The sequence below is a fragment of the Bradyrhizobium sp. CCGUVB14 genome (genome assembly GCF_024199935.1).
Lineage (GTDB): Bacteria > Pseudomonadota > Alphaproteobacteria > Rhizobiales > Xanthobacteraceae > Bradyrhizobium.
Genome location: NZ_JANADS010000001.1, coordinates 2,205,750 through 2,227,052, shown reverse-complemented (window position 1 = coordinate 2,227,052; position 21,303 = coordinate 2,205,750). Strand labels below are relative to the sequence as shown.

The 21,303-nt window shown below is 58.9% G+C and carries 24 protein-coding genes; 2 read left to right on the top strand and 22 right to left on the bottom strand.

Going from position 1 to position 21,303, the window contains the following annotated elements:
* Positions 1-46: 46 nt before the first annotated feature.
* From NLM32_RS10305 to nifH, 11 genes are all read right to left on the bottom strand, one after another.
* On the bottom strand, positions 47-1,372 hold the full coding sequence (locus NLM32_RS10305) for a DUF3422 family protein (protein ID WP_254128897.1): 1,326 nt from the start codon (positions 1,370-1,372) through the stop codon (positions 47-49).
* Between the two features lie 1,161 nt (positions 1,373-2,533).
* Positions 2,534-3,019 (bottom strand): hypothetical protein, encoded by a 486-nt coding sequence (locus NLM32_RS10300; protein ID WP_254128896.1) that lies wholly within the window; start codon positions 3,017-3,019, stop codon positions 2,534-2,536.
* 828 nt (positions 3,020-3,847) lie between these two features.
* The gene (locus NLM32_RS10295; protein ID WP_254128895.1) at positions 3,848-4,045 is read right to left on the bottom strand and encodes a hypothetical protein; all 198 of its coding nucleotides are present in this window, start codon (positions 4,043-4,045) and stop codon (positions 3,848-3,850) included.
* A gap of 421 nt (positions 4,046-4,466) precedes the next feature.
* The gene (locus tag NLM32_RS10290) at positions 4,467-4,763 is read right to left on the bottom strand and encodes a ferredoxin family protein (RefSeq protein WP_254128894.1); all 297 of its coding nucleotides are present in this window, start codon (positions 4,761-4,763) and stop codon (positions 4,467-4,469) included.
* Positions 4,764-4,801: 38 nt separating this feature from the next.
* Positions 4,802-6,109, bottom strand: coding sequence for an FAD-dependent oxidoreductase (locus NLM32_RS10285; RefSeq protein WP_254128893.1), 1,308 nt, complete (start codon positions 6,107-6,109; stop codon positions 4,802-4,804).
* Positions 6,106-7,233, bottom strand: coding sequence for an electron transfer flavoprotein subunit alpha/FixB family protein (locus tag NLM32_RS10280; RefSeq protein WP_254128892.1), 1,128 nt, complete (start codon positions 7,231-7,233; stop codon positions 6,106-6,108). Before NLM32_RS10280 ends, NLM32_RS10285 begins: the two co-directional genes overlap by 4 nt.
* Positions 7,234-7,911: 678 nt before the next feature.
* Entirely contained in the window at positions 7,912-8,238 is a 327-nt protein-coding gene (nifW, locus tag NLM32_RS10275) for a nitrogenase stabilizing/protective protein NifW (protein ID WP_254128891.1), read from the bottom strand.
* Between the two features lie 141 nt (positions 8,239-8,379).
* The gene (gene nifV / locus NLM32_RS10270; protein WP_254128890.1) at positions 8,380-9,558 is read right to left on the bottom strand and encodes a homocitrate synthase; all 1,179 of its coding nucleotides are present in this window, start codon (positions 9,556-9,558) and stop codon (positions 8,380-8,382) included.
* A 138-nt stretch (positions 9,559-9,696) separates the two neighbouring features.
* Entirely contained in the window at positions 9,697-10,092 is a 396-nt protein-coding gene (gene irrA / locus NLM32_RS10265; protein WP_309143681.1) for an iron response transcriptional regulator IrrA, read from the bottom strand.
* 103 nt (positions 10,093-10,195) lie between these two features.
* A complete protein-coding gene (locus NLM32_RS10260; RefSeq protein WP_254135276.1) occupies positions 10,196-10,888 on the bottom strand; it encodes a nitrogen fixation protein NifQ in 693 nt (230 codons plus the stop codon).
* A gap of 100 nt (positions 10,889-10,988) precedes the next feature.
* A complete protein-coding gene (gene nifH, locus NLM32_RS10255; RefSeq protein WP_254128865.1) occupies positions 10,989-11,879 on the bottom strand; it encodes a nitrogenase iron protein in 891 nt (296 codons plus the stop codon).
* Between the two features lie 575 nt (positions 11,880-12,454).
* Here nifH and NLM32_RS10250 point away from each other — a divergent pair.
* On the top strand, positions 12,455-12,697 hold the full coding sequence (locus tag NLM32_RS10250; RefSeq protein WP_254128889.1) for a hypothetical protein: 243 nt from the start codon (positions 12,455-12,457) through the stop codon (positions 12,695-12,697).
* The gene (locus tag NLM32_RS10245) at positions 12,694-13,107 is read left to right on the top strand and encodes an ArsC/Spx/MgsR family protein (protein WP_254128888.1); all 414 of its coding nucleotides are present in this window, start codon (positions 12,694-12,696) and stop codon (positions 13,105-13,107) included. The genes NLM32_RS10250 and NLM32_RS10245 overlap by 4 nt, the downstream gene beginning before the upstream one ends.
* Positions 13,108-14,020: 913 nt before the next feature.
* Here NLM32_RS10245 and NLM32_RS10240 read toward each other — a convergent pair.
* From NLM32_RS10240 to nifB, 11 genes are all read right to left on the bottom strand, one after another.
* Positions 14,021-14,359: a ferredoxin gene (locus NLM32_RS10240; protein ID WP_254128887.1), complete on the bottom strand. Its 339-nt coding sequence runs from the start codon at positions 14,357-14,359 to the stop codon at positions 14,021-14,023.
* A gap of 19 nt (positions 14,360-14,378) precedes the next feature.
* Positions 14,379-14,771, bottom strand: coding sequence for a BolA/IbaG family iron-sulfur metabolism protein (locus NLM32_RS10235; RefSeq protein WP_375143548.1), 393 nt, complete (start codon positions 14,769-14,771; stop codon positions 14,379-14,381).
* Between the two features lie 416 nt (positions 14,772-15,187).
* On the bottom strand, positions 15,188-16,399 hold the full coding sequence (locus tag NLM32_RS10230) for a DegT/DnrJ/EryC1/StrS family aminotransferase (RefSeq protein ID WP_375143547.1): 1,212 nt from the start codon (positions 16,397-16,399) through the stop codon (positions 15,188-15,190).
* On the bottom strand, positions 16,396-16,665 hold the full coding sequence (locus tag NLM32_RS10225) for a hypothetical protein (RefSeq protein ID WP_254128886.1): 270 nt from the start codon (positions 16,663-16,665) through the stop codon (positions 16,396-16,398). Before NLM32_RS10225 ends, NLM32_RS10230 begins: the two co-directional genes overlap by 4 nt.
* An 11-nt stretch (positions 16,666-16,676) precedes the next feature.
* The gene (locus NLM32_RS10220; protein WP_254128885.1) at positions 16,677-17,030 is read right to left on the bottom strand and encodes a hypothetical protein; all 354 of its coding nucleotides are present in this window, start codon (positions 17,028-17,030) and stop codon (positions 16,677-16,679) included.
* 12 nt (positions 17,031-17,042) lie between these two features.
* Entirely contained in the window at positions 17,043-17,282 is a 240-nt protein-coding gene (locus NLM32_RS10215; RefSeq protein WP_254128884.1) for a nitrogen fixation protein NifZ, read from the bottom strand.
* A complete protein-coding gene (locus NLM32_RS10210; RefSeq protein WP_254128883.1) occupies positions 17,275-17,595 on the bottom strand; it encodes a nitrogen fixation protein NifZ in 321 nt (106 codons plus the stop codon). Before NLM32_RS10210 ends, NLM32_RS10215 begins: the two co-directional genes overlap by 8 nt.
* Positions 17,596-17,622: 27 nt before the next feature.
* The gene (locus tag NLM32_RS10205) at positions 17,623-18,366 is read right to left on the bottom strand and encodes a 4Fe4S-binding leucine-rich repeat protein (RefSeq protein ID WP_254135274.1); all 744 of its coding nucleotides are present in this window, start codon (positions 18,364-18,366) and stop codon (positions 17,623-17,625) included.
* On the bottom strand, positions 18,359-18,889 hold the full coding sequence (locus tag NLM32_RS10200; RefSeq protein WP_254135273.1) for a hypothetical protein: 531 nt from the start codon (positions 18,887-18,889) through the stop codon (positions 18,359-18,361). Before NLM32_RS10200 ends, NLM32_RS10205 begins: the two co-directional genes overlap by 8 nt.
* Before the next feature lie 338 nt (positions 18,890-19,227).
* The gene (locus NLM32_RS10195) at positions 19,228-19,452 is read right to left on the bottom strand and encodes a 4Fe-4S binding protein (protein WP_254128882.1); all 225 of its coding nucleotides are present in this window, start codon (positions 19,450-19,452) and stop codon (positions 19,228-19,230) included.
* 12 nt (positions 19,453-19,464) lie between these two features.
* Positions 19,465-21,009: a nitrogenase cofactor biosynthesis protein NifB gene (gene nifB / locus NLM32_RS10190; protein ID WP_375143637.1), complete on the bottom strand. Its 1,545-nt coding sequence runs from the start codon at positions 21,007-21,009 to the stop codon at positions 19,465-19,467.
* Positions 21,010-21,303: the final 294 nt, after the last annotated feature.

Genomic DNA, 21,303 nt, shown 5'->3' with positions numbered 1-21,303 from the left:
ATCGCCGAGCCTCGCGTGCACAGCGAGATTCTCGCCTTTGGCAGACTTATTTGCGAACCCTGGACGGTGCATCGTCGGGCTTGAGGTGCCGCTTCCGAATGTTGTAGCTCACCAGCCAGATCACACCGACGGCGATCGGCACGAAGGCCGCGGTGACGGACGCGGGCTCTACGTGCAGTCCGACGTCCTGCGCGCCCTTTGCGAGATAGGCAAACAGGCTGACCACATAGTATCCGATGGCCCCGACTGACAACCCCTCCACCGTAGACTGCAGCCGGAGTTGCTGTCGCGTGCGCTCGTTGATCGAACGTAGAAGATCACGATTCTGTTGCTCGATTTCGACGTCGACGCGCGTTCGCAACAGATCGGCGGCACGAGCCAACTTTTCCGATAGGTTGGCCTGACGCTCCTCCATCGTCGCACAGGTTCGTATCGCGGGCGTCATACGGCGGCCCAGAAACGACGACCAGGTCGGATAACCCACGACATCTTCGCCTTCGATGATCGACAGTCGGGATTGTACCAGCTCGTTGTATGCTCTGCTGGCCCCGAAGCGAAACAGACTGCCGGCGACGTCTCTTTCGAAGGAGACGGCCAATGCGGTCAGTTCCTCAAGCAGATGGTTGTTGACCTTCAGCCCTTCGGCGCCCTGCATCTCCTCGAGCACTTCGACGAGACGGCGATCGATCCGATCGACCGACGGCGCAAGCTCCAGCGCGGTCGACAGACCAAGCAGCGCTAGCGAGCGGTAGGTCTCGATTTCCAGGAGACGTTGTACCAGTGCGCCGAGATCGTGCGGCGTCAGTCCGAGATCGTAGACTAGAATTCTCGTAAAACCTCTTTTGTCTGCGCGGAAGTCGGAGGCCACAGCGCCTGCGCCTCCCTTGACGTTGACCATCGCCAGACTACTTTGGTCAAAAATCTGCTCGGCGCGTTCCATTGGAGAAGCACCCCGCTCTACTTCCAACTTGATCGCGGCCAGCAATTCTCCGGTCTGCGATAGTGCGCGGATTAGTGATCGAACGCCGTCACGGACATCGCCGAATTGCCGCGTTGCTGGACTGTTCGCAGTGCTCCAGATCCACGTGAAAGTAGCAAATTCCGAATGCTGCTCCCAGCGCAGCACCACCGGTCCGAACCCGATCTGATGATGCTTCGCAGACGCCTCCGGTGGTGGGACCTTATTCGCCCGGCAGAACTCGATAAACCGGCGGCGATCGCTTGCGGCATCGTCGCCCTTTGCAAGAAATATGAAGCGGACCATGCCAAGCGGTGAAACGAGACCGGTAAACGGGCGCGCATGCACTTCGCCGAGCACAGCGTCACGCTCAGGGTGGAGCTTGAATGATGCTAAATCCAATTGGTCGAACATAGAGATCTCCCAAGCCCGCATCACCGCGAGTGGCATGGTCGGCGCCGGCGAGCGAGTGCATTCCCGGGCGCGCGATCGAGAGCAGGTTGGTGGCCTTCGGCTCCTAAGAAGGTCCTTGTCCAAGCCAGATCAGTGTCTGCAAATTGATCTGGAACGAGCTTGTTGAGCCTTCTGCTAAAGTCGTTGATGACCTCAGCCTTGCGCCGGACGGCCTTTTCAGCGAAATGCGGCCATTGTTCGCCAGCAGTGGAGCCACCACAGCATCGTCGTTTGGGTTGATCAAGTTTCAAATGCGCCTCCATTCCGTAAGCTCAGGCGCCCCGCATTTGTGCAGTGCAGGATTTGGGCCAGTGGGTACATACGGACCCGCGTGTAGCGCTTCGAGCCCACCGCCGCGTCTAGCGACAATGTGGATTATTGTCGTCGTGCACGTTCAGGTGAGATAGCCACGCGCGCGGTAACGAACAAACGGATCTGCACGGTTCCCCAAGTCACCGGACGCGCCAGTACCGTGCCTCCGAACGGCGCTCTTGCCCAAGCGCTGGCACGGATGTGATACGCCAGATGAGCAATCGCGCGTTATGCGCTGTCAATGCGATCTAGCGAGGTTTGGCAGCTGGTTACCGGAACTTTTCAACTTCTTGGCCTTGCTTCGATCTCAGCTCATTTGCGCGGGAGCGCGTATCGCTCCACGGCGACCGAGACCTGCGCCCCTAGCCGCGGCATGCCAATTCGTGTCCTCTTGTTCGAATTTGGCCTCACTTGCCGGGTCAAGAGGCACGACTGGGCAGCCATGGCTCGGGCGTTTCCAGTGCAGTCGACGTACCGGCTGAAGGCTTTGAAGCTGTTATATCCCCAATGATCTGTCGAAGAGCTGACCAAGGTCTTGGCCAGGTCCATATCTAAGCGGGCCGCGCAATATGAGCGCCGTGCATCTGAGCCGGCCCTCCTTCATTTCCATATGATGCGCGCAGAGCCGCGTGCGGGTCGACAACTTGCTGAGACGCTGCAAGTTAGTGACTCCGCCGGACGACCGTCAGCGAGGCCGCCCGCATCGCGAGCAGACACGCATAACTCCTACAGCCAGCCAGCAATCAGAGACAAGCCAGCGACGTCTCGCTACTTGCAGGTGGACAACGACGGCTTCAATTGACGAGCAATTCAGTCCGTAAACTCTAGCTTGAATCGACCCAATCCGGTGGGCGTGGCCGTGAATTTGACGGTCTCTTCTGGGAGGTCTGCCAAGGTACCGGATGCGAACTTAAAGGACGTCTTACCGTACGATTCGACGCCAACAGCTTTGTCGTCCTCTATGACAATGTAGGCGATGCCCTCCAACAGCTGCTCAGCCGCGAAGCCAGCGGGCGAGCGGTGAAGACCGAAAGAAGCCAAATAGGTTCCCTTCTCGTTATCACACTCAACGACAGATATTGCTGTGACTATTGCGTCCTTGAATAACCCATCTCCGCCACGACACGTATATTGGAAGCTGACGATGTTGTGTTCATTCCGATCGCCGACCGGCTCTCGGGCTGTTGCGACTATGGTGCAGTCGTAGTGCCCGATTGTGTCAGCGAGCGCACCTCCACTCACCCCAATCAAGCCGAATACGGTACATACTGTAGCAACAAGGGAGGATTGTCTCATTTTGGCTATGTCTTCTGGAACCGATTTTGTACGCTAGATACAACTTGACGCTGCGTCCGATTCAAGCCCTCCTCGGACGCGATCTCACCCCGATCGCAGTTCGGCACACCGCTTGCTTTCTTAGGCACGAAATCGACAGTGGGCTTGGCGCGGTCGGGGCTAGACATCAGCCGCCCTCGACCTAGTTGCGACGGCCAATTAGCAAGGAGAAAATGTGAAACCGCGCATTCGGGCAACCGCTACGTCGGTCGTATTGGCTCATAGTCTCCAGCATCCTGTCATCAAGGTGTACGACGCCCGTCACATCAGCGTCTTGGTGCGGGAGGATCGAGTTAGCGGATATGGTTACATGAGCCATCGTTGCGTCAGCGGCGACTTACCGAACCTATACCCCCAGGGAGAGAGATCTCATTTCGTGCTTATGGCGGACACTCAGGTGCGTACAGCGCTTTGATCACGACACGTCATCCAGCTTCTCAGTGGCGGTCAGGCGTCGTGAAGCCCACATGTTCGACTACAAGGAAGACTCCTACTTCGCGTACAGCGCTTGATGCTGTGCAGGAGCGCCCCCTCTGATGACACGCGGGCACCGATCACAAGCCGCAGATGATACGCTCGATGGCTCTCGATGTCGGAAGGTCCTGTTGCGGAACGCCTGGCTCGCAAAAGCGAATAGGCCAACGAGAGGCAAAACAACTTGGCTTGCGGCAAATACCGTCTCTGGCGCACCACATTTCGCTCCCAAGAGCATTGAGTAGCCTAACACTGGGCGACGCCAAGCCCAAGGTGGGTGACCTTTGTGACTGGAACAGATGGCTTCGACCGGCTTCATGCGGGGATTCTGAAAACCAGGGGAAAACTACCCACCACTAGGGCATCGAAAGCACAGCGCTCTTCAGACAAGCGTTGCTCGAGATATTGTCGCTCAAGGTCAGTCGGTTGACCTTCAAGCAAACCGCGATAGCGGTGGATGCGATTACGATGACTGCGCATAGCAGCAAGATCCTCGCTGATCGTCGTCGTCACAACTTTGTCCTGGCGTACTTCGTTTGGTGGAGTGAGGTGGTGAGAAGACACTGAGACACTTTCGTGTCGTCTGCGTTCCCTGGTAGTCACTGTTCGCGCCCGCAGCCCAGGCAAGGACGGCTTAGAGGCGCCCGACCCACGCGCTTCCGGACGATCGCGGAACCGGCTTGAGGTGATGCCAAGCGGCAGACTCAAGCTTCACTGCTTTCGCCCCCAAGCATGGAAGATTCGTGGTAGCCCGACGGTCGCCTCAGGCCTATCGAGGAACGCTTCGAGTTCGGCCGTGCAGAATCCCAAATAGGGCCGGCCATTCGGCCGAAGCCCCGATTATTCTCGCGGTCTAGCCCGCGGCGAGCCCCACGGAAGGTGCCTCAAAGTCTGCACGTTGTTTCGGATCAGTGCAAAAGCCGCCGATGTTGGCTTAGCCGAATTTGAACAGGACGCCGTAGCCCCCTCGGGGATAGCTCCATTCGATGTCGCCGGTCTCCTCGCAGATTATCCGGCAGGTGCCGCATTCGATGCAGCCATCGACGGTGGACTCGACTTGGCCCTGTTCGTTGAGTTCATAGCACCGCGCCGGGCAGGCCTTCAGCATCGACAAAAGCTGCGGCGATGGCTTGGTGTGCGGCCGCACCTTGATGTGGGGACGGCCGGTATCGACGAGATAGCGGTTATAGAATAGCTTGTCCTCGACACGCAGGGATTGCTCGATCGACATTGTTTTGTCTCCGTCGTTGGTCGCTGCTGTTTCTCCGTTCAACGCCACGCGCGCATGAGGCGAAAGGCGTCGCCAAACAGGCCGCTCCGCGAGCGCGCCTTGGTGAACGATTTAAGTGTGAGCTTCTCCTTTTCGACTTTAGGCGTACCGTCGACACGCAGAAAGTTCTGCATAGCCTTGGAGACGAGTTGCGGATAGGTCAGGAAGAAGTTTTGCGACCGGGTGTGCATCAGCGCCGGCATATCCTTGTACTTCCTTAGGTCCTTGATCACGAAGGATTCATCGAGCTTCTTCTTGTATAGCACCAGGTTCTGCGGGAGCATCGGTTGGTTCCGCGACCTGATCTGAAGGATCGCTTCCGCCGCGATCCGGCCCGACGTCATCGCGAGGTTTGATCCTTCGCGATGAATTGTGTTGTTAAGCTGCGCGGCGTCGCCGACCACGACCCAGCCCTTGCCGTAGAGTTGCGGGATTGCCTTGAAGCCGCCCTCGGGAATCAGATGGGCAGAATATTCCTTCACCTCGGAGCCTTCTATCAGAGGCGCGACCGAAGGATGCCGCTTGAAGCGATCGAGTAGGCCATAAGGCGTCTCGCCGGTACGCTGGAAGTCGGCGACCAAGCAGCCGATACCCAGCGAGACGCATTCCTTGTTGGCATAGATGAATCCCATACCGGTCATGCCGCGAGAAATCGTGCCTACGGCCTCGATCACCACGCCTTCGTCCCCCTTGAGATTGAAGCGCGATTCAATGGTTTCCCTAGGCAGGAAGTGCATTTCCTTGACTGCGAGCGCAACCTTCTCGGGCTTCGGCCGCTCGCGCAGGCCAGCGCGCGTACCGAGCACGCCATTGACGCCCTCCGCCAGCACGACGACGTCAGCATGGATCTCGCCGTCGCGCCGATCGGTCCGTACGCCGATTACCTTACCATGGGCATCTCGGACTAGGTCCGTGACCGTCGTTTCGCATAATACTGTGGCGCCGGCTTCGCGAACCTTTTGCGAGAACCATTTGTCGAACTGAGCGCGGATGATGGTGTATCGGTTCGGCTTCTCCTCGTTGAAGTCCTCGGAGCGGTAGTGCAAGCCGGTGTGCGAGCGGTCATCCATCATCCAGAAGCGCTGCTCGACCAGGTGTCGCTCAAGCGGAGCGTCGTCACGGAAATCGGGAACAAGCTTCTCCAGCATGTCGGCATAGAGGATCGCGCCCTGCACATTCTTTGATCCCGGATACTCGCCGCGCTCAAGCTGCAACACCTTCATACCGCGCTCGGCCATGGTGAGCGCTGCCGCATTACCCGCCATGCCTGCGCCAACGACGATGGCATCGAATTTTTCCTCGATCATGATCGAACTCCTTCGACCTGCTTCCGGTCACGGGAATGTGGCGACAGCCGCGTCCGGAACGCGTCAGTGAGCGGCGGCAAAAGATGTATGGCATCCGCAACGATGCCAATGTGAGCGAAGTCGAAAATTGGCGCGTTCTTGTCGGTGTTGATGGCAACGATAAGATCGGCCGCTTCGACGCCGACACGGTGCTGGATCGCCCCCGAGATGCCGGCGGCGATATAGAGTTTTGGTCGGATCGTCTTGCCGGTCTGGCCGATCTGGCGATCAGAGGTGACCCAGCCCTTCTGCACGAGCGGTCGCGAACTGCCGTATTCGGCCCCGAGCACGGTCGCGAGCTGGCGTACCAGCTGGAAGTTCTCCGGTGATCCGAGCCCAAGCCCGCCCGCAACGACCGCGTCGGCATAAGCAAGATTTGATTTTGCTGAGTTGCGGTCGGGCAGGAAGGTGAGAACTTTTGTGACGATGTCGTCTTCGACGAGACCGAGTGGGTGAGTGATAACGCGGCCGACCGGGCGTGCGACGCGCTTTGGCATCGGCATCACGCGGGGGCGGACGGTAGCCATTTGCGGACGGTAGTTCAGCGTGTAGATCGTGCAGAGTAAAGAGCCGCCGAAGGTCGGCCGCGTCGCAGCGAGCGATCCGTCAGCATCGACATCGAGCTCTGTGCAATCCGCAGTAAGTCCCGTAAGCAGCGTCGTGGCGACCGAGCCCGCGAGATCGCGGCCGAGCGTAGTGGCTCCCAACAGCAGGATCTCCGGCTTGTAGGTGTTGACGACATCGGTCAGCGCCTTGGTGTAGGACTCGTTGCGATAGTCGGCCAAGAGATTGTGAGCGACCAGGTAGGCGAGGTTGGCGCCATAGCAAAAGGACTGGGCAGCGGCCTGCTGCGTCGCCTCACTCTCCGGGCCGATGACAACAGCCGCGAGATCAACCTTGAGCTTATCGGCGAGCTTACGGCCGGCACCCATGAGTTCCCAGGACACGGGGTGCACAACACCGCGTTCCTGCTCGACGAAAACCCAGACGTGCTTGTAAGCTTTAAAGCGATCGGGCAACTCCCTCTTGGTCGCGGCGCGCCCAGAGGCGGCGGCCGGAGCGCGACTTTTGGATGTAGAGCTCATGGAATTGGTTTCCTTGCTTCATTAGTCGAGCGCCATACCGCGAGATCGGCTTCCGGGTTCGTCTGGCGCGCGACGATCATCTGTCTCAGCTCAGCGACCGTTCCTCGCCGGGTCTCGGTTACAGCTGCCTTAGCCGCGCAGCTCCGGTCCAAAGAAGCGCTGGCACTGACGGCAATCCGCAGAAGCCACATTGCGGGAGCGAAAGCTGAACTCGAGGGCTTGGCTTCCTCCTCTGAAGCGTGATGGTCTTACTCACGGCGTGCACTCGAATCCCCGGGAAAGCCGGGACTTGCTTGTAGCAGACGTCGATATGCATGCGCTTCTCCAAGGCTTCGCTGCGAATAGAGACAGCAAGTGTCGTACCAATTGAGGGTTTGATCGAAAGTTGATATCAACACAGAGGCTTGCGACTGCGGCGACGTGACTTTCGTCCAGCCGGAACCGCCAGAGCTGACAAGGACACGGCGACAAGCGTCGGAGACCGAACAGAGGCGTTAGGTCCGTCCTATCGTCGCCTCCACGAAGAACATAGCCACCGCAAGGCAGTGAGCACGACGTCGCAATTTCCGAGATCTCGCAAACGCAGCGGCATCGGAGTAATCTGGGACTATGCGGCGTACTGCCGTCCTTGTGGGACGACCAGGACGAGTGAGAGACCCTTTTTGAACCCGAGTATGACTAAAACGTCTCCAGTTGAACCAAGTTTGACGCTTTCTTCGCCTGTGGCGCGGTCGCTTCTTTGAGGACCTTAAAAACGCGCTGATCGATTGGTGAGGAGCCGACGAAGTCCGTGTATGCCCGCTCCAGCACGGCCTTACAACGTTCTGCGACCGCTGCATCGCTCGCACCGGTCAAGTCTTCGTCTGCGAGATACTGCCCCATGCGATGCAGTATGTGGAGCCGAGCCACGTTGACAATCTTGGGTTCGTACTTGACGCCGAGCAAGTCAAAAAACTCCTCAGCCGCAGCCGCCTTGCTTAATCGCAAAAGGATTCCGTCAGCCATTCGGCTTTCTCCGTCTTTTCTTCCACCGTGTGCAATGATGGCCGGCCACGCGTGCTCGTCAAACGGGGGGCGTATCGCAGGCGTGGCGGCTCAACGATCTCCTCGATCACAGAAATGGCGACTATTCTGGACATGACAGCCTCACATTGCGTTGATCATCGAGCGCTCGCGGACTTCGCGCCAGATCGCCATTACAGTCTCGCGCGCGACCCCGCCCTTATGCTCGACCGCATGCTGCCGAACGCGCGCGAGGATCGCCTTGCCTTCCTCATCGCTCACGGAAACCTGCAATTCGTTCAGCAACGCCGTGATAGCGGCTAGCCCTGAATGTTTGCCGACGACAAAACGGTTAGAGCGACCCAACAGCCGCGGATCGAGCGCCTGATAGCTGCGCTGGTCCTTCAGGAGGCCATCGACATGGATACCGGATTCGTGGGTAAAAACATGCTCACCGACGATCGCCTTATTAAGCGGAACGCTGCGAACGGCAGCGGACGCGACGACAGCCGCGACATTGTCGAGTTCCGGGAGCACAACGCCGGTGTCGCATCCATAGAGCTGCCTGAGCGCGACAGCGACCTCTTCCAGAGGCGCGTTGCCCGCACGCTCGCCGAGGCCGATCACGGTCACCGAGGCATGCGTTGCGCCGGCCTTGATTGCGGCGAGCGTGTTAGCGGTGGCGAGGCCCAGATCGTCGTGGCCGTGGAATTCGATCTCGAGATCGGAGGTGGCACGTAGCGCCGCCACCAGCGCAAAGGCTGCGTCCGGGTCGAGCACGCTGAGCGTATCGGCGACACGAAAGCGCCGCGCGCCCGCCTCTTTTGCTGCGGTGATCAGCTCGATCAGGAAGTCGACATTGGCGCGCGAAGAATCTTCGCCTCCGACTGCGACATCGAGCCCGTTATCGCGAGCGTAGCCGACGACCCGCCTTACCTGCTCGAGCGCGGCAACCCGGTCGGTGCCGAGCTTGGCCGCGATTTGCACGTCGGAGGATGGGATCGAGACATTGACCATTGAGACGCCGGAATCGATTGCCGCATCGACGTCGGAAGATTTCATCCGGCACCAACCAATGATTGTCGCGGCCAGGCCAGCTTCGACAATAGCGCGGATCGCGCTGACTTCTTCATGGCCCATCGCCGGCGTACCGGCTTCGATCTCGGTGATCCCGGCCTTTGCTAGCGCGCGCGCGATCGATAGTTTTTCCAGCGCTGTAAAGGCCACGCCGGGAGCCTGCTCGCCGTCGCGTAACGTGGTGTCGTTCAGGACTATTTGTCGTGTCTGCGAGCTGCCGAACCGAGTCGTTTCACCGAAGGCCATGTGCAGATTCCGTCTTTTCCGCTGAACGGTGAGCAACAGCCGTGCCAGGGCGGTGGTTGACGAACTGCCTGAAATCACTGCACTTCTGGGTAGCAACTGAGATTGCCGTAAATGTAACAATGTCGAAAGTCGGATATATCAGATGTCGGTTGGCTTACGGCGAATGTGGACGATGATGTCGAGCCGGGAGATCTCGTGGTCGGGTAAGGCCTCGGGCATCCGCGCGAGCAGGAGCTTTTCGGGGATGTCGATCAAAGTATCTTCGCCGACGAGATAGAAATGCGGGTGTATGCTGGTATCGATGTCAAAGAACGACTTTGAGCCGTCGGGCGTGATCCGGCGCAGCAGGCCGGCTCGTGTGAAATGGTTCAGCGTGTTGTATACGGTCGCAACCGAGAGCTTGATGTTGGCTTCGATCGCCTCGCTGAAGAGCATCTCGGCAGTGACGTGGCGGTCATCCCTTGCGAAGAGCAACTGAGCCAGCAGCACGCGCCGGCGCGTCGGCTGCAGGGCCGCATCACGCAGCAGCCGCATGCACGCTTTCGAGCAATTTCCGGCAAGGCCAAAGCGCAAGGGTCGAGGCATCGCAGCTTGCGGGGGTCCTTCGCAGCTTCTGGGGGAGCGCATAGTCGATTGCTCACACCTGCGGATTGCCTGCGGCTCCGGCAGGAGTTTCCATTCCCCGCAAATGTTTGCGGCGACGCTCCGCCATCCGGCTCTCGCCGCTCTCCTCACCGAAACAGTGATTGAAGTCGCGGCATTGCGTACACACCGGCGTCGTACACATCACCAAACCTTCGTTCTCGCACAATCTGCGATAGAAGAAGCGCTTCCAGCGCATGTTTTTGGTGTTTTGCGACGCCAGCGGCGCAAAATGGCGCATCAACAGGCGCGTCAACTCGGCCCGCTCGCGTAGTCCGAGATCTTCCCACAAATGGTTCGGTTCCATCGCACGCCTTGCGACCATAGCAGCGAGCCAGCGACTGATCTCGCCCTTTGCCGATCGCTGCCCGAGCAGGAGGTCGCGCAGCATGATCTCTTCGTCACTGGCTGAACCGGAGTTTTCCATCGAGATGATGGCCTGCACGGGCGCGGATGGGAAACATTGTGCCAGGAGTTCATTGAGCTCCTGCGCGGTCAGGCCCGTGCGCTCTGGAAGAGGCGCTCCATCCATTACAGCGGCACAAAGAACTGAGGCGAACACATGCCGGTCAAACTTGTCATTATCCCTTACGTCAGCGTCTGCCGGACCGCAGCCAATTAGAACATGGTAGAGTTCAATTCCGACAAGCTGCCTGTCAGCGGGGGTCCCACCCGACGGAATCGACATCGCAGCGATTAGACCCTCTTGCGCTGCAGTCACGGACAACTCCACTGATTGGATCCTATCAGTCTTGACGCGCGCCTCCTTTGGAGGCCGGCGAACTGAATTACGCGGACAGCGCGGCGAGCTCGGAAGCAGTCTTACCGACCTGGCTTTCATCGATCTGGTTCATGATGCCGTGCTCCATCAGCATGTCCTCAAGCTCGTCCATGCTGATCGGGGTCGGGATGATGCCCTTGCCGCCATTGTTGTGGATTTTGGTCGCAAGATTGCGATAGTGGTCTGCCTGCTTGGAGTCCGGCGCATATTCCAGCACCGTCATGCGGCGCAGCTCGGCGTGCTGAACGACGTTGTCGCGGGGCACGAAGTGGATCAGCTGGGTGCCGAGCTTCTTGGCGAGCGCTTCTGCCAGCTCCAGCTCCTTGTCGGTTTGCCGCTCGTTGCAGATCAAGCCGCCCAGCCGCACCCCGCCCGAATTGGCATACTTCAGAATGCCCTTGGAGATGTTGTTGGCGGCATACATCGCCATCATCTCGCCGGACATGACGATATAGATCTCTTGCGCCTTGTTCTCACGTATCGGCATTGCAAATCCGCCGCAGACGACATCGCCGAGCACGTCGTATGACACGTAATCGATGTCCTCGTAGGCCCCGTTCTCTTCCAGGAAGTTGATCGAGGTGATGACGCCACGGCCGGCGCACCCGACGCCCGGCTCCGGACCACCGGATTCGACGCAGCGAATATCCTTGTAGCCGACCTTCAAGACGTCCTCGATTTCGAGGTCTTCGACGCTGCCGGCGCTTGCCGCGAGACTCAAGATTGTGTCCTGTGCCTTGGCGTGCAAGATCAGGCGGGTCGAGTCCGCCTTCGGGTCGCAGCCGACGATCAGGATCTTGTGATTCATCTCGGCGAGTGCTGCGAGGGTGTTCTGCGAGGTCGTCGATTTACCGATACCACCCTTGCCATAAAACGCGATTTGTCTCAGTGAAGCCATGTTGCTCTCCATTAACCGATTGCCAATGCTTTCGCGTTGGACTTGCGCGAGAGTATTTCTCCCTCAGAAACCTGGGCACACGGCGTCGGGAAAGAGAACGCGCTCGCCATACGCGCCGGCGTGGCCTCAACCCTCACTCGCAGTTACGGCATCCGAGTAGCAACTAGCGTGCCATTCGCCGCGCGTGCTTTAAGCGCCTACTCGAAGATGGTCGACAGACGCGATTGACGGACGCCGCGCCGAGCCATTTGTTGTTATGTCAGAAACAGGACAAGGATTGTGGCTCTTAAAGTGCGATCTAGCTGCGACTGTAACCGCGCAGGACGGAATGACAATTGCCAACGCCGCATCGTGACGCGATTTGAAAGGAAGGCAACATGCAGTTTGGCGTCGAGACAGACAAGGCTGTAAACGGCGGCGCGTGTTCGAGGTCGACCAGGAAAAGATCACCCATTCGGCGTTGCAGTTCCTGTTTCGTGACGAGATCGAGACCCACGAACTGGCCACGCCTGAATAGGCCTATGCCGCGAGCTTCGACTGAATCGCCCCAGATGTTTCTCGGTGTCACTTGACTGATGAGCCGCGGACTGGACCTGATTGGCGAACTCACCGGAAAGTTCGAAGGTGTCCGCGTTCTCTTCGTTACCTACACGTCCGACGAGGTGGGCTCACCTGAGCGCGTGAAGACGAGCGCGCCATGGCACGGTGATCACACCGCTGACGCTGGACGGGGTGAGAAGGTCAACACCATCTTGGGCAACGGTAAGGCAGTGCCAACCATCCAGCTTAGCGTGATCAAATGGGGAATCTTGACATGACTACGATTCTGTTTTGGCAGAAGCCCGACTGCGGAACGAACGCGCGCCAGAATTGTGCGTTGGAGGCAGCGGGTCATCATGTCGTGGTAAAGAGCTTGCTGACCGAACTCTGGACCGCGCCCGATCTATGTACATTCTTTGGTAACACGCCGGTTCGGTCCTGGTTCAACCCAGCCGCGCCGCGGGTAACGTCGGGCGAAGTCGATCCGGCGGCGATCGACGCCGCCAGCGCGATCGCCTTGATGCTCGAGGATCGACTGCTGATCAGGCGGCCGCTGATCGAAGCCAATAACACAAGATGTGCAGGATTTGACCGCGAGCCGGTACCGGCGCTGCTGGGCTCAAGCCCGAGGCGAGAGCTTCAGAACTGCGCGCGAACGGAGAAGGCGCCGCGGTGTGCGGAGGTGTGATGTGTTTGCTTCGCAGGTGGCGTATCACACGAGCCTCTTGTGGGAGAAAGCGGCGCTAAAGCTACATACCACCCCGCGAAATCTGACCTCGGCGCGCTGCGCGAAATCCCAGAGCACCGTATCAGACGGGCGTTCGCCGAGATCATGGGCGAGCAGGCGATCCCGAAGAATTGGGGAGGCGAGCGCTCTGACCTTTTCTCAGACCGCGTTCGCTTAGACGGCCGGCGAATGGCTACAGCACTGATGTTCAAGGGGCCTGCCTAATTCACACCGTTGACCCCGGCGGGGCTTGGCAAGAATGGTGACCAGATTGACCGCTTGTTTTCCGAGCCGGCAGACCTTCTCATTCTGCAGCATTGCCACGAGCTTGCGGCCGGGGACGCGGTCCGTGCGCTTGCTCAGCTGGGAAGACCGCATGCCGCGGAGGCACGGACCAAACTCAAGCAAAAGCTCCCGCAACCGGTCTTACAGGATCTGATCGCGCTCATGCCTGCATTGCCCGCGTGGATGTCAGAATCCATCAGCCAGGTGCTCGTAGCCGATAGCAGACTCCTATCTGGCTCCCTCTCGTGGCGAGCGGCTTGCGGCTCTCGGCGTTGTTACCACGGCTTCGGGCCGGTCGGTCCATTTGCTGGAAAAGGATATTTGGGTTGTTTTGGCCCTCCACGCGCGCGGAGGCGATGCCATGGTGGACGCAGGTGTGAAGTCTTCTTCGTAGGCGGTATTGCACTATCCTTGCCTCGTTCTGGAAGAGAGCGGCATTCGGCACAGCGGCCCCACGGCCAAGCGTCCCTGTGCACCATTTCACGAGGAAAGAGCCTCGCAATCGCCGATGCGATGCATCGACGTCCTTCTTAGTGCGGCCGGAGACGGCCGATGGCTCCGTCTCCCGTAAGTGGAAAGCAAAAGACCGCTAACTCCGCGTGAGCACCACGACGAGGCGGTCGACGCGACAGCCATTCTTCAGATGGGACTCGACAATCTCGTCAATATCTTCCGGGGTGCTCGGGCGATACCAGACACCGTCAGGATAGACGACCATCAGAGGACCGGAGCCGCAGAAGCCGAGACAGTCGGCTGCGGTGAAGCCGATATCGGTCAACCCACCCGCCTCGATTGCTTTGCCGAGCCGTTCCCATAACGATCCTCCGCCCGCCGTCCCGCAGCTGCCGTGCGGATGGTCAGGAGGGCGCTGAGTGCGGCAGGCGAAAACGTGATGCCGGTAGAGCTGTGGGAGTTCGAACTCATTCATGTTGCCGCTCATACTTCTGTTACCGCAATGCGATGTCGCAATGGCCGCGAGACTCTGCTTTGACATAGGGTCGCATGACGATCGGCCCGTTCGAAGACGGCTTGATGTCACCTCCACAATTAAAGTTCTTAGTGCATTGTTCGGGTAGGTCGCTCATGATGTTCCCTTGCAAGTGACTCGTTTCGGCACGAGGGTTTCGAGCACGAGCGCGTCGAAACGTGTCGATCGTTTTGCTCCCTAACGCGGCATGGATCATCCGATGCTGTTGGATGCGGCTCTTGCCGGCAAGGGCCTGCGAGACGATTCGCGCCCCGCAGTGGTGTCCGGTGCCCGCCAGATCGGTCACGATCACATTCGCCTCCGGAAGCGCCTCGCCGATCAAGGCCTCAATTGCCAGCCCAGCCATCACCATGTCGCTTACTCCTGCTCTCGCCCGGTTTCATGCAAGCACCAAACCAACTCTCGACAGGACCATTTGAAAGGACTTCCGCCGACACGGATGGAAGCGACGCGCATTGGTCGACAATCCCGCGGGCGGACCGTCGCGAAGATAACAAGGATAGATCGATCGCCGACATCGTCGTCGCGTGGCGGCGATAGGCTCTGCCATGAGTTCCTGGCTCGACAACTCACGGCAGCTCGGTGCGACTGCGACCGCATATTCCGGCAGCTTCCTCAGATCCTTGACCATTCGGCGACTCATGGCTGGACGTCCGTATGGATCGCGATCTCCGCGGCAAGCCGGAGTGACGATAGGCCCATGGTTCCACCTTCCGGTAGGATGACGAGCGAGATCTTTTTCTCGCCTTCTCCGCAATTTGCGGCTGTTCAGTAGATCGCCGCGCCCGCGCCTACATTGATTGAGGCGTCTTTCATGGTCTGGACAATGAATTCGATCTGGCTATCAGTGAGATGCGTATGAAATGGCAGTGCAACGGCGCGATCGGAGATCTTTTCGGTCACTGGCAGATCGCCACGGCGATAACCGAGATCGAGATAATGCCGCTGCAGGTGCAGAGGATGGTTGTAAGCCGCAGCCTCGGTCTGCTCAACGCGGAGATCCTCGACGATCGCGTCGCGGCTGGAGCGCGTGAAACGCGTCCCGAGATGGACAACATAAAGGAACCAGTTCACTTCAGTCACGTCGGGTCCAACATAGGGCGGTTTGATGCCTTCGAACGACTGCATATGCGTTGCATAAAGCTGTTCAATCAGCCGGCGACGCTCGAGTATCTCGTCGATACGCCTTAGCTGCGTAATCCCCAGCGCAGCGGACAGATCACTCATTTCGGCTTGATATGGCGCAGCCGAACCGACGGTAACGGAAGAACGCTCGTCAGTCCGGTCCGAACGGTGACGACGAAGTGCCACCGCAAGGTCGATATCATCGGTAACCACTATGCCGCCTTCGCCGCAGGTCAGAAGCGAGGGCTGCGCGAGGTCAAACACAGCGACATCGCCGAAGGTGCCGACCAATTGGCCCTTATAACGTGAGGCGACGGCCTCAGTCGAATCTTCCAGCAGCAGAAGATTACGCCTTCTCGCGATATCGCGCAGCTCCGACCAGGCTGCGGGATAGCCATTGGCATTGGCGGCGAGGATGGCGCGGGTCTTTGGCGTGATGCGCTCCTCAACTTTCTGCGGCGCGAGCGTCCCGGACCAATAGTCGATGTCCGCAAATACCGGCCGCACACCGGCGAGGCTGACGCCGTGCGCAGTTTCGCGATATGAATAGGACGAGACGATCACCTCGTCGCCTGCGGCGATGCCGCAAGCTTTCAGAGACAGCAGAAGGCCGATGGTCCCGCTCGGTACCGCAACGGCATAGTTCCGCCCGAGATAGGTGGCAAATGCCGCCTCGAATTGTTCCGTGAGCGGGCCGTTAGACAGCCGCGGCGAGCGCAACACGCGATCTACTGCCGCGATTTCGGCCGAGGTAATGTCAGGATCCGACAACGGAATCAAGGATTCATAGCCCGTTGGAACCGGCTCTTCGTCCGCCTTGGCAACGAGGCCGTGGCCTAGAGCTGGTCCGGTCACGGCTCGACGGCCCGCTTGGCGAGCACAATGCCGGTCGCCCGCGTCGGATCATCCGTGATCCGGGCACAATGGTCCGCGCTATCGAGCAAATGCAGGTCGAATTGTCCGACGCTGTAAAAAGGCGTTTCGGTAAGGTCTGACGAGTCGCAGCGGATCCAGGCGAGATGCGGATACCCCTGTCGCAACACCGCATAGGCTTGAGAAGCATCATCGAATGACGCGAGCGTCCGCTCGATGTCCGCAATTTCGCCTGCTCCCAGAGCCATAGAACGGGTCCTTATTGCCAGAACACGCGTTCCGCATCGACGTTCAATAGATCGGTAACTGCTGCCAAACGCTTGTGCGTGGAGTGCAGTTTCCAGACGCCGTGCTTGTGATCTTTTCGGAATACCTGCCAGTTGGCGCTTGCCCCGTCATGGCGCAGCACGGCCACGTCAATGATGCCGCCCTTAACGTCGATATTGCGCGAGCAGCATGGGCATTCGATCAAGTAGCCGCCGGCAACTCCGGTGATGTTGGCTGAGACATAACGATAGCGCTCTCTCGACTTCAGCGCGCGCTCGATGCGCCTGCGATCGATGTCGTTGGGATGCACGGGTAGGTTCGGATTTATGTCTAAGGCCGCGTTCATCGCGTCTACTTCCTAGACCTGGCCGATTTCGCTTTCGAGGCAACCGACGACCAAGTTCTCACCGAACTCGACGAGATAGATCGGAAGGTTCGCTTCCGTGTGCCGGCGCACTTGGACGATCTTGCCGATGTCGCCGAGGCTGACCAGGAGCCCTTCCGTTGGGGCATCGGGAAAGGATCCGTCATTGATCAGGTCAAACATCGCCTTGACGCGCTGGCCCTGCTGAAATTTTGGCAGTCTGGCTTCAATCATCGTCGGCTCCCGGCAAGCGCAGGTCCTCGACTTCGGCGCGTGGTATGACCGGATCGAGCTCGTTTCGCTTCATGCCGACCCGGTGACCGCTTTGGATGAATTCAACGCCGTAGATGTAAAACCGCTGCAAGAAAGTGCCGATCGATATGACGTAGCCGACCTCGCCCTTCTTGGCCAGGATGTCGCCGATCTCCTTGCCGGCGTAGGTGCCGTCATTTCGGATGGTGCAGTTGGCACGCACCTTCTCGCCAAAGTCGAAGAACGGTCGTGCAGTCAGCTCGACGATGTCACTATCAGCCACAATATTGTTCATGCCAAGGGTCCCCTGTTCTTGTCCCGGCTATCGGGCAAGCCGCGAGCGCGCAACTTCGCGCACCAGGCTATATGGGTCATCGACAAGGCCCATGAGCTCGGAGGGCACGATCCGGCTTGCGATCTCATGCCGGATACGCCAATCCGGGTCGTGGCGCAGAAGCGACAACAACTCCGCCGGCAGGCGTTGAACTACCTCCAACCGCACCAATGCGTCACGGTCATTGATCAGGCCGAGCAACCACTTCTCCGGGAGGCGTCGCGCCACGGCGCAACGAACCTCAGCGTCCTCGTCGCGGATCATTCCGCGGAGCAGCATGGGCGCAATCCGCCGCGCAACTACAAGGCGGACGTAGTAATATTCATCCGAGGCCATCGGCAGCAGTTCGTCGCCTTCAAGCAGTGTCGCGACCCACATCCTAACTTCGTGATGAGGGTCGTTGCGAAGCTGCAGGGCGAAACGCTTGGGCAGGCGGCGGACGGCGCTCCAACGAACGGTTTCGTCGTGATCGTGGAGCAATGGCGGCAGCAGGAAGACGTTGGCGAATCTCGCCGCGATCGCGCGCACTTCAAAATGCGGGTGAGCGAGGTAGGCGTCGGCCAGGCTCGGATTTCTCTCGAAGAAGCAGTCGATACGTCCGGCATAGCGGTCGTTGACGCAAGCATGCTTGAGTTGACAGCAGCCGTTGCGATTCAGAGCAATATGCGCGCAGCAGGCGCAATTGATCTGATTGCCCTGCCAATTTCTCGCCTTGCCAATGTCCTCACTCATCCGCCTGCCCCATACGTTCGAGGACACGTAGGAGAACTTTGGCACCGATCTTATCGGTGGGATCGATCTCAAGAAGCTTTTGAACGGCTAACCGCCCTTCCTCGATTTGACCGAGGCGCATCTGCAAATAAGCGTATCCTTTCAGCGTGAACAGAAAGAACCGCGGCAGAATATCTTCATATCGACCGAACGCCGCATCATGGGCACGGACAAGACGCCAGTCCGATGGGAGATTGTTCATCTCCGACGCCTTGCTTATGCAGAGCTTGGCAACCTCAAGCGCCTCGGCGAGCCGGGCCTTATAGAAATAGAAGCGAAATAAGCCGATCAGCACGGCCGCGTGCCCTGGTGCCAGGCCTGCGGCCTTGCGCAGGTGGCTTTCGGCGACCTCATCAAGGTGATAGGAGAGGCTTGCTTGCCACAAGTGATGCTCGGCCTCGCTGGGCAGCCCATCCCCAAGCAAGGTCCTGGCGAGGAGTACCTCGTTGATCTCGGACTGCGGACTGAACAGGGCATCTGGCATCGCGGGTCGCCTCTTGAAATCAATGGTCCCCGCAAGAGACTTGCTTGCGATCTTGCAATACGAACCCGGTCCGCTTCGGCTTATCAACGAAATCGGTCGGCACATCGTCGTGCCGTGTGGCAGTCTCTCCCGGCGAACAACCCGCCAGACGTCATCGTGCTTGACCCCAGCAACAATGGCCTGCGGCTTCAGGCTGATCCCACCGGCAAGCCCCGAACATCCACTTGGGCTGATCGCAAGACAAAGGTCGCGGCCGGCGCGCCAGCCGGCTCGGAGCATCATTCGGATAGCTCGTCGCACCAATCGTCTCTTCTGGAAGTTCATGTCATTTCCATCGCTCACCTGCGCGCCTGGTGGCGTGCAAGCGAGGTATCGAGGACGCAGGTATTGTCGACTGGGCAGACCGCCACGCATTGCGGCTCGTCGAAATGGCCGATACATTCGGTGCACTTCTCAGGATCGATCATGAATGTTCCGCCCTTCTCCGCGATCGCGACATTGGGGCATTCCGGCTCACACGCCGAACAGCTCGTGCATTGAGAGGCGACGATCTTGAACGGCATGTTTTTCCTCTCTCATGCCGCGGTAATCAATGCGCCTTGGCGGATCGCAGCATCGCCGCGTTCGACATGTTTGATCGCACCGCTGGTGACCCTCTCGAGATAGGTCTTGAACCAGGCGATCGTCGACTTATCGATAGGCTCATAAGCATATTGATCGACGGGATCGACGCCGGCCTTGATCAATTCCGCCCTGGGGCAGCCGCCAATTTTGGCGATGAATACTGCGTGGCAATCGTTAATGGCGCGGATGATGGTCGCGAGCTTTCCCTCTTCGGCATAGCCACCCTGGCAATACAGATCGACGCGGCGATGGCCAATGAACTTGGCGCCACCGCTGGAGAGCTCATAGACTTGAAACTCCTTGGCGTGACCAAAGTGCTCGTTTATCAGATCCGAGCCCTTGGTCGCGACCGCCACCAGGACCTTCGTGTCGCCGAGGCTAACTGCGAGTTCCGCAAGGTTAGCGTGCTTGGCCGCGGCCTTGGCGGCACGGCCGTTCTCGACATTGGCCTGATAAGCGTTGCGGCTCTCGACATCGTATTTGATGTCGATCGTCGCGATTTTTTCGATGGTGAACTCCGCGCTGCGGTCTTCGCCTAGCAACCCGATCGCATCGGCCCGGCACTGCCGGCAGTGGCGCATCATATGCAGCTCACCCTCGCAGCTATCCTGCAGCGCCTTTAGTTCAAGTGCCGTCGGGCTGCGCTGGCCCTTCAGACCGAAAACGGTTCCATATTTGGGAGAAGAGATCAACGGCATGATGTTGTGCAGGAAGGCGCCGCGCGACTTCACTGCCTTACTCACTTCGACGAGGTGCTGATCATTGATTTCGGGGATCATAACCGAGTTGACCTTGCAGAGAACCCCTCGCCGAGTGAGCATCTCCAGGCCCTGAAGCTGGCGATCAGTGAGGATCCTTGCGGCTTGGACGCCCGTGTATCGTTTGTGGTTGTAGAAAATCCAAGGATAGATCTTTGCCCCGATCTCGGGGTTGATCATATTGATCGTGATCGTGACGTGCTCGACGTTGAACTTGGCAATGGTGTCGATGTGATCGGGTAGCGCGAGACCGTTGGTTGACAGGCACAGCTTGAGATCCGGCGCAGCCTTGTGCACGAGCTCGAAGGTCTTGAACGTCTTTTCGGGGTTGGCGAGCGGGTCGCCAGGACCGGCGATACCGAGCACCGTCATCTGTGGAATGGTAGAGGCAACGGCCATGACTTTCCTGGCAGCCTGCTCAGGCGTGAGCCTCTCGCTGACCACACCCGGACGCGATTCATTGGCACAGTCGTATTTGCGATTGCAGTAATTGCACTGGATGTTGCAGGCTGGCGCGACCGCGACATGCATGCGCGCATAGTGATGGTGCGCTTCCTCGCTGTAGCAGGGGTGCTTTTTCACCTTTTCCCATGTCTCAGCTGGAAGATCAGTGCAGCCTGCTGGCGAACCGCATCTAGCTCCGCCGCCGCGGCTACTTTTGCCACAGCCCTTGTGCTCGGCAATCGACCGCGTGACCTCGCCGTCTTCAATGGCGTCGCTCGATGATCCCCGATGCATTGGAGTCGCCATTTATCCAGTTCTCCCTTTAGGCCTGCGAGATTTCTCGGTATCTGAGGCTCAGCAATCCGCATGCCACGGCTCGGCGTGCAACTTTCATGACCTTGTTCAACGAGTTAGGAAGCGCTTTGGTGTGCCTCTTGCCCGGGCGTGTTGGAAAGCCGACATGCGTTGTGATCGAAACGGCACCTAGCGGCGCGAGAAGATGTTGACTGAAGGTATCGCCGCTCCTTTCTCATTTTTGCTGGAAACATGGCTCGTCAGGTGGCAGCAAGATGGTGTAAGAGCTGCCTC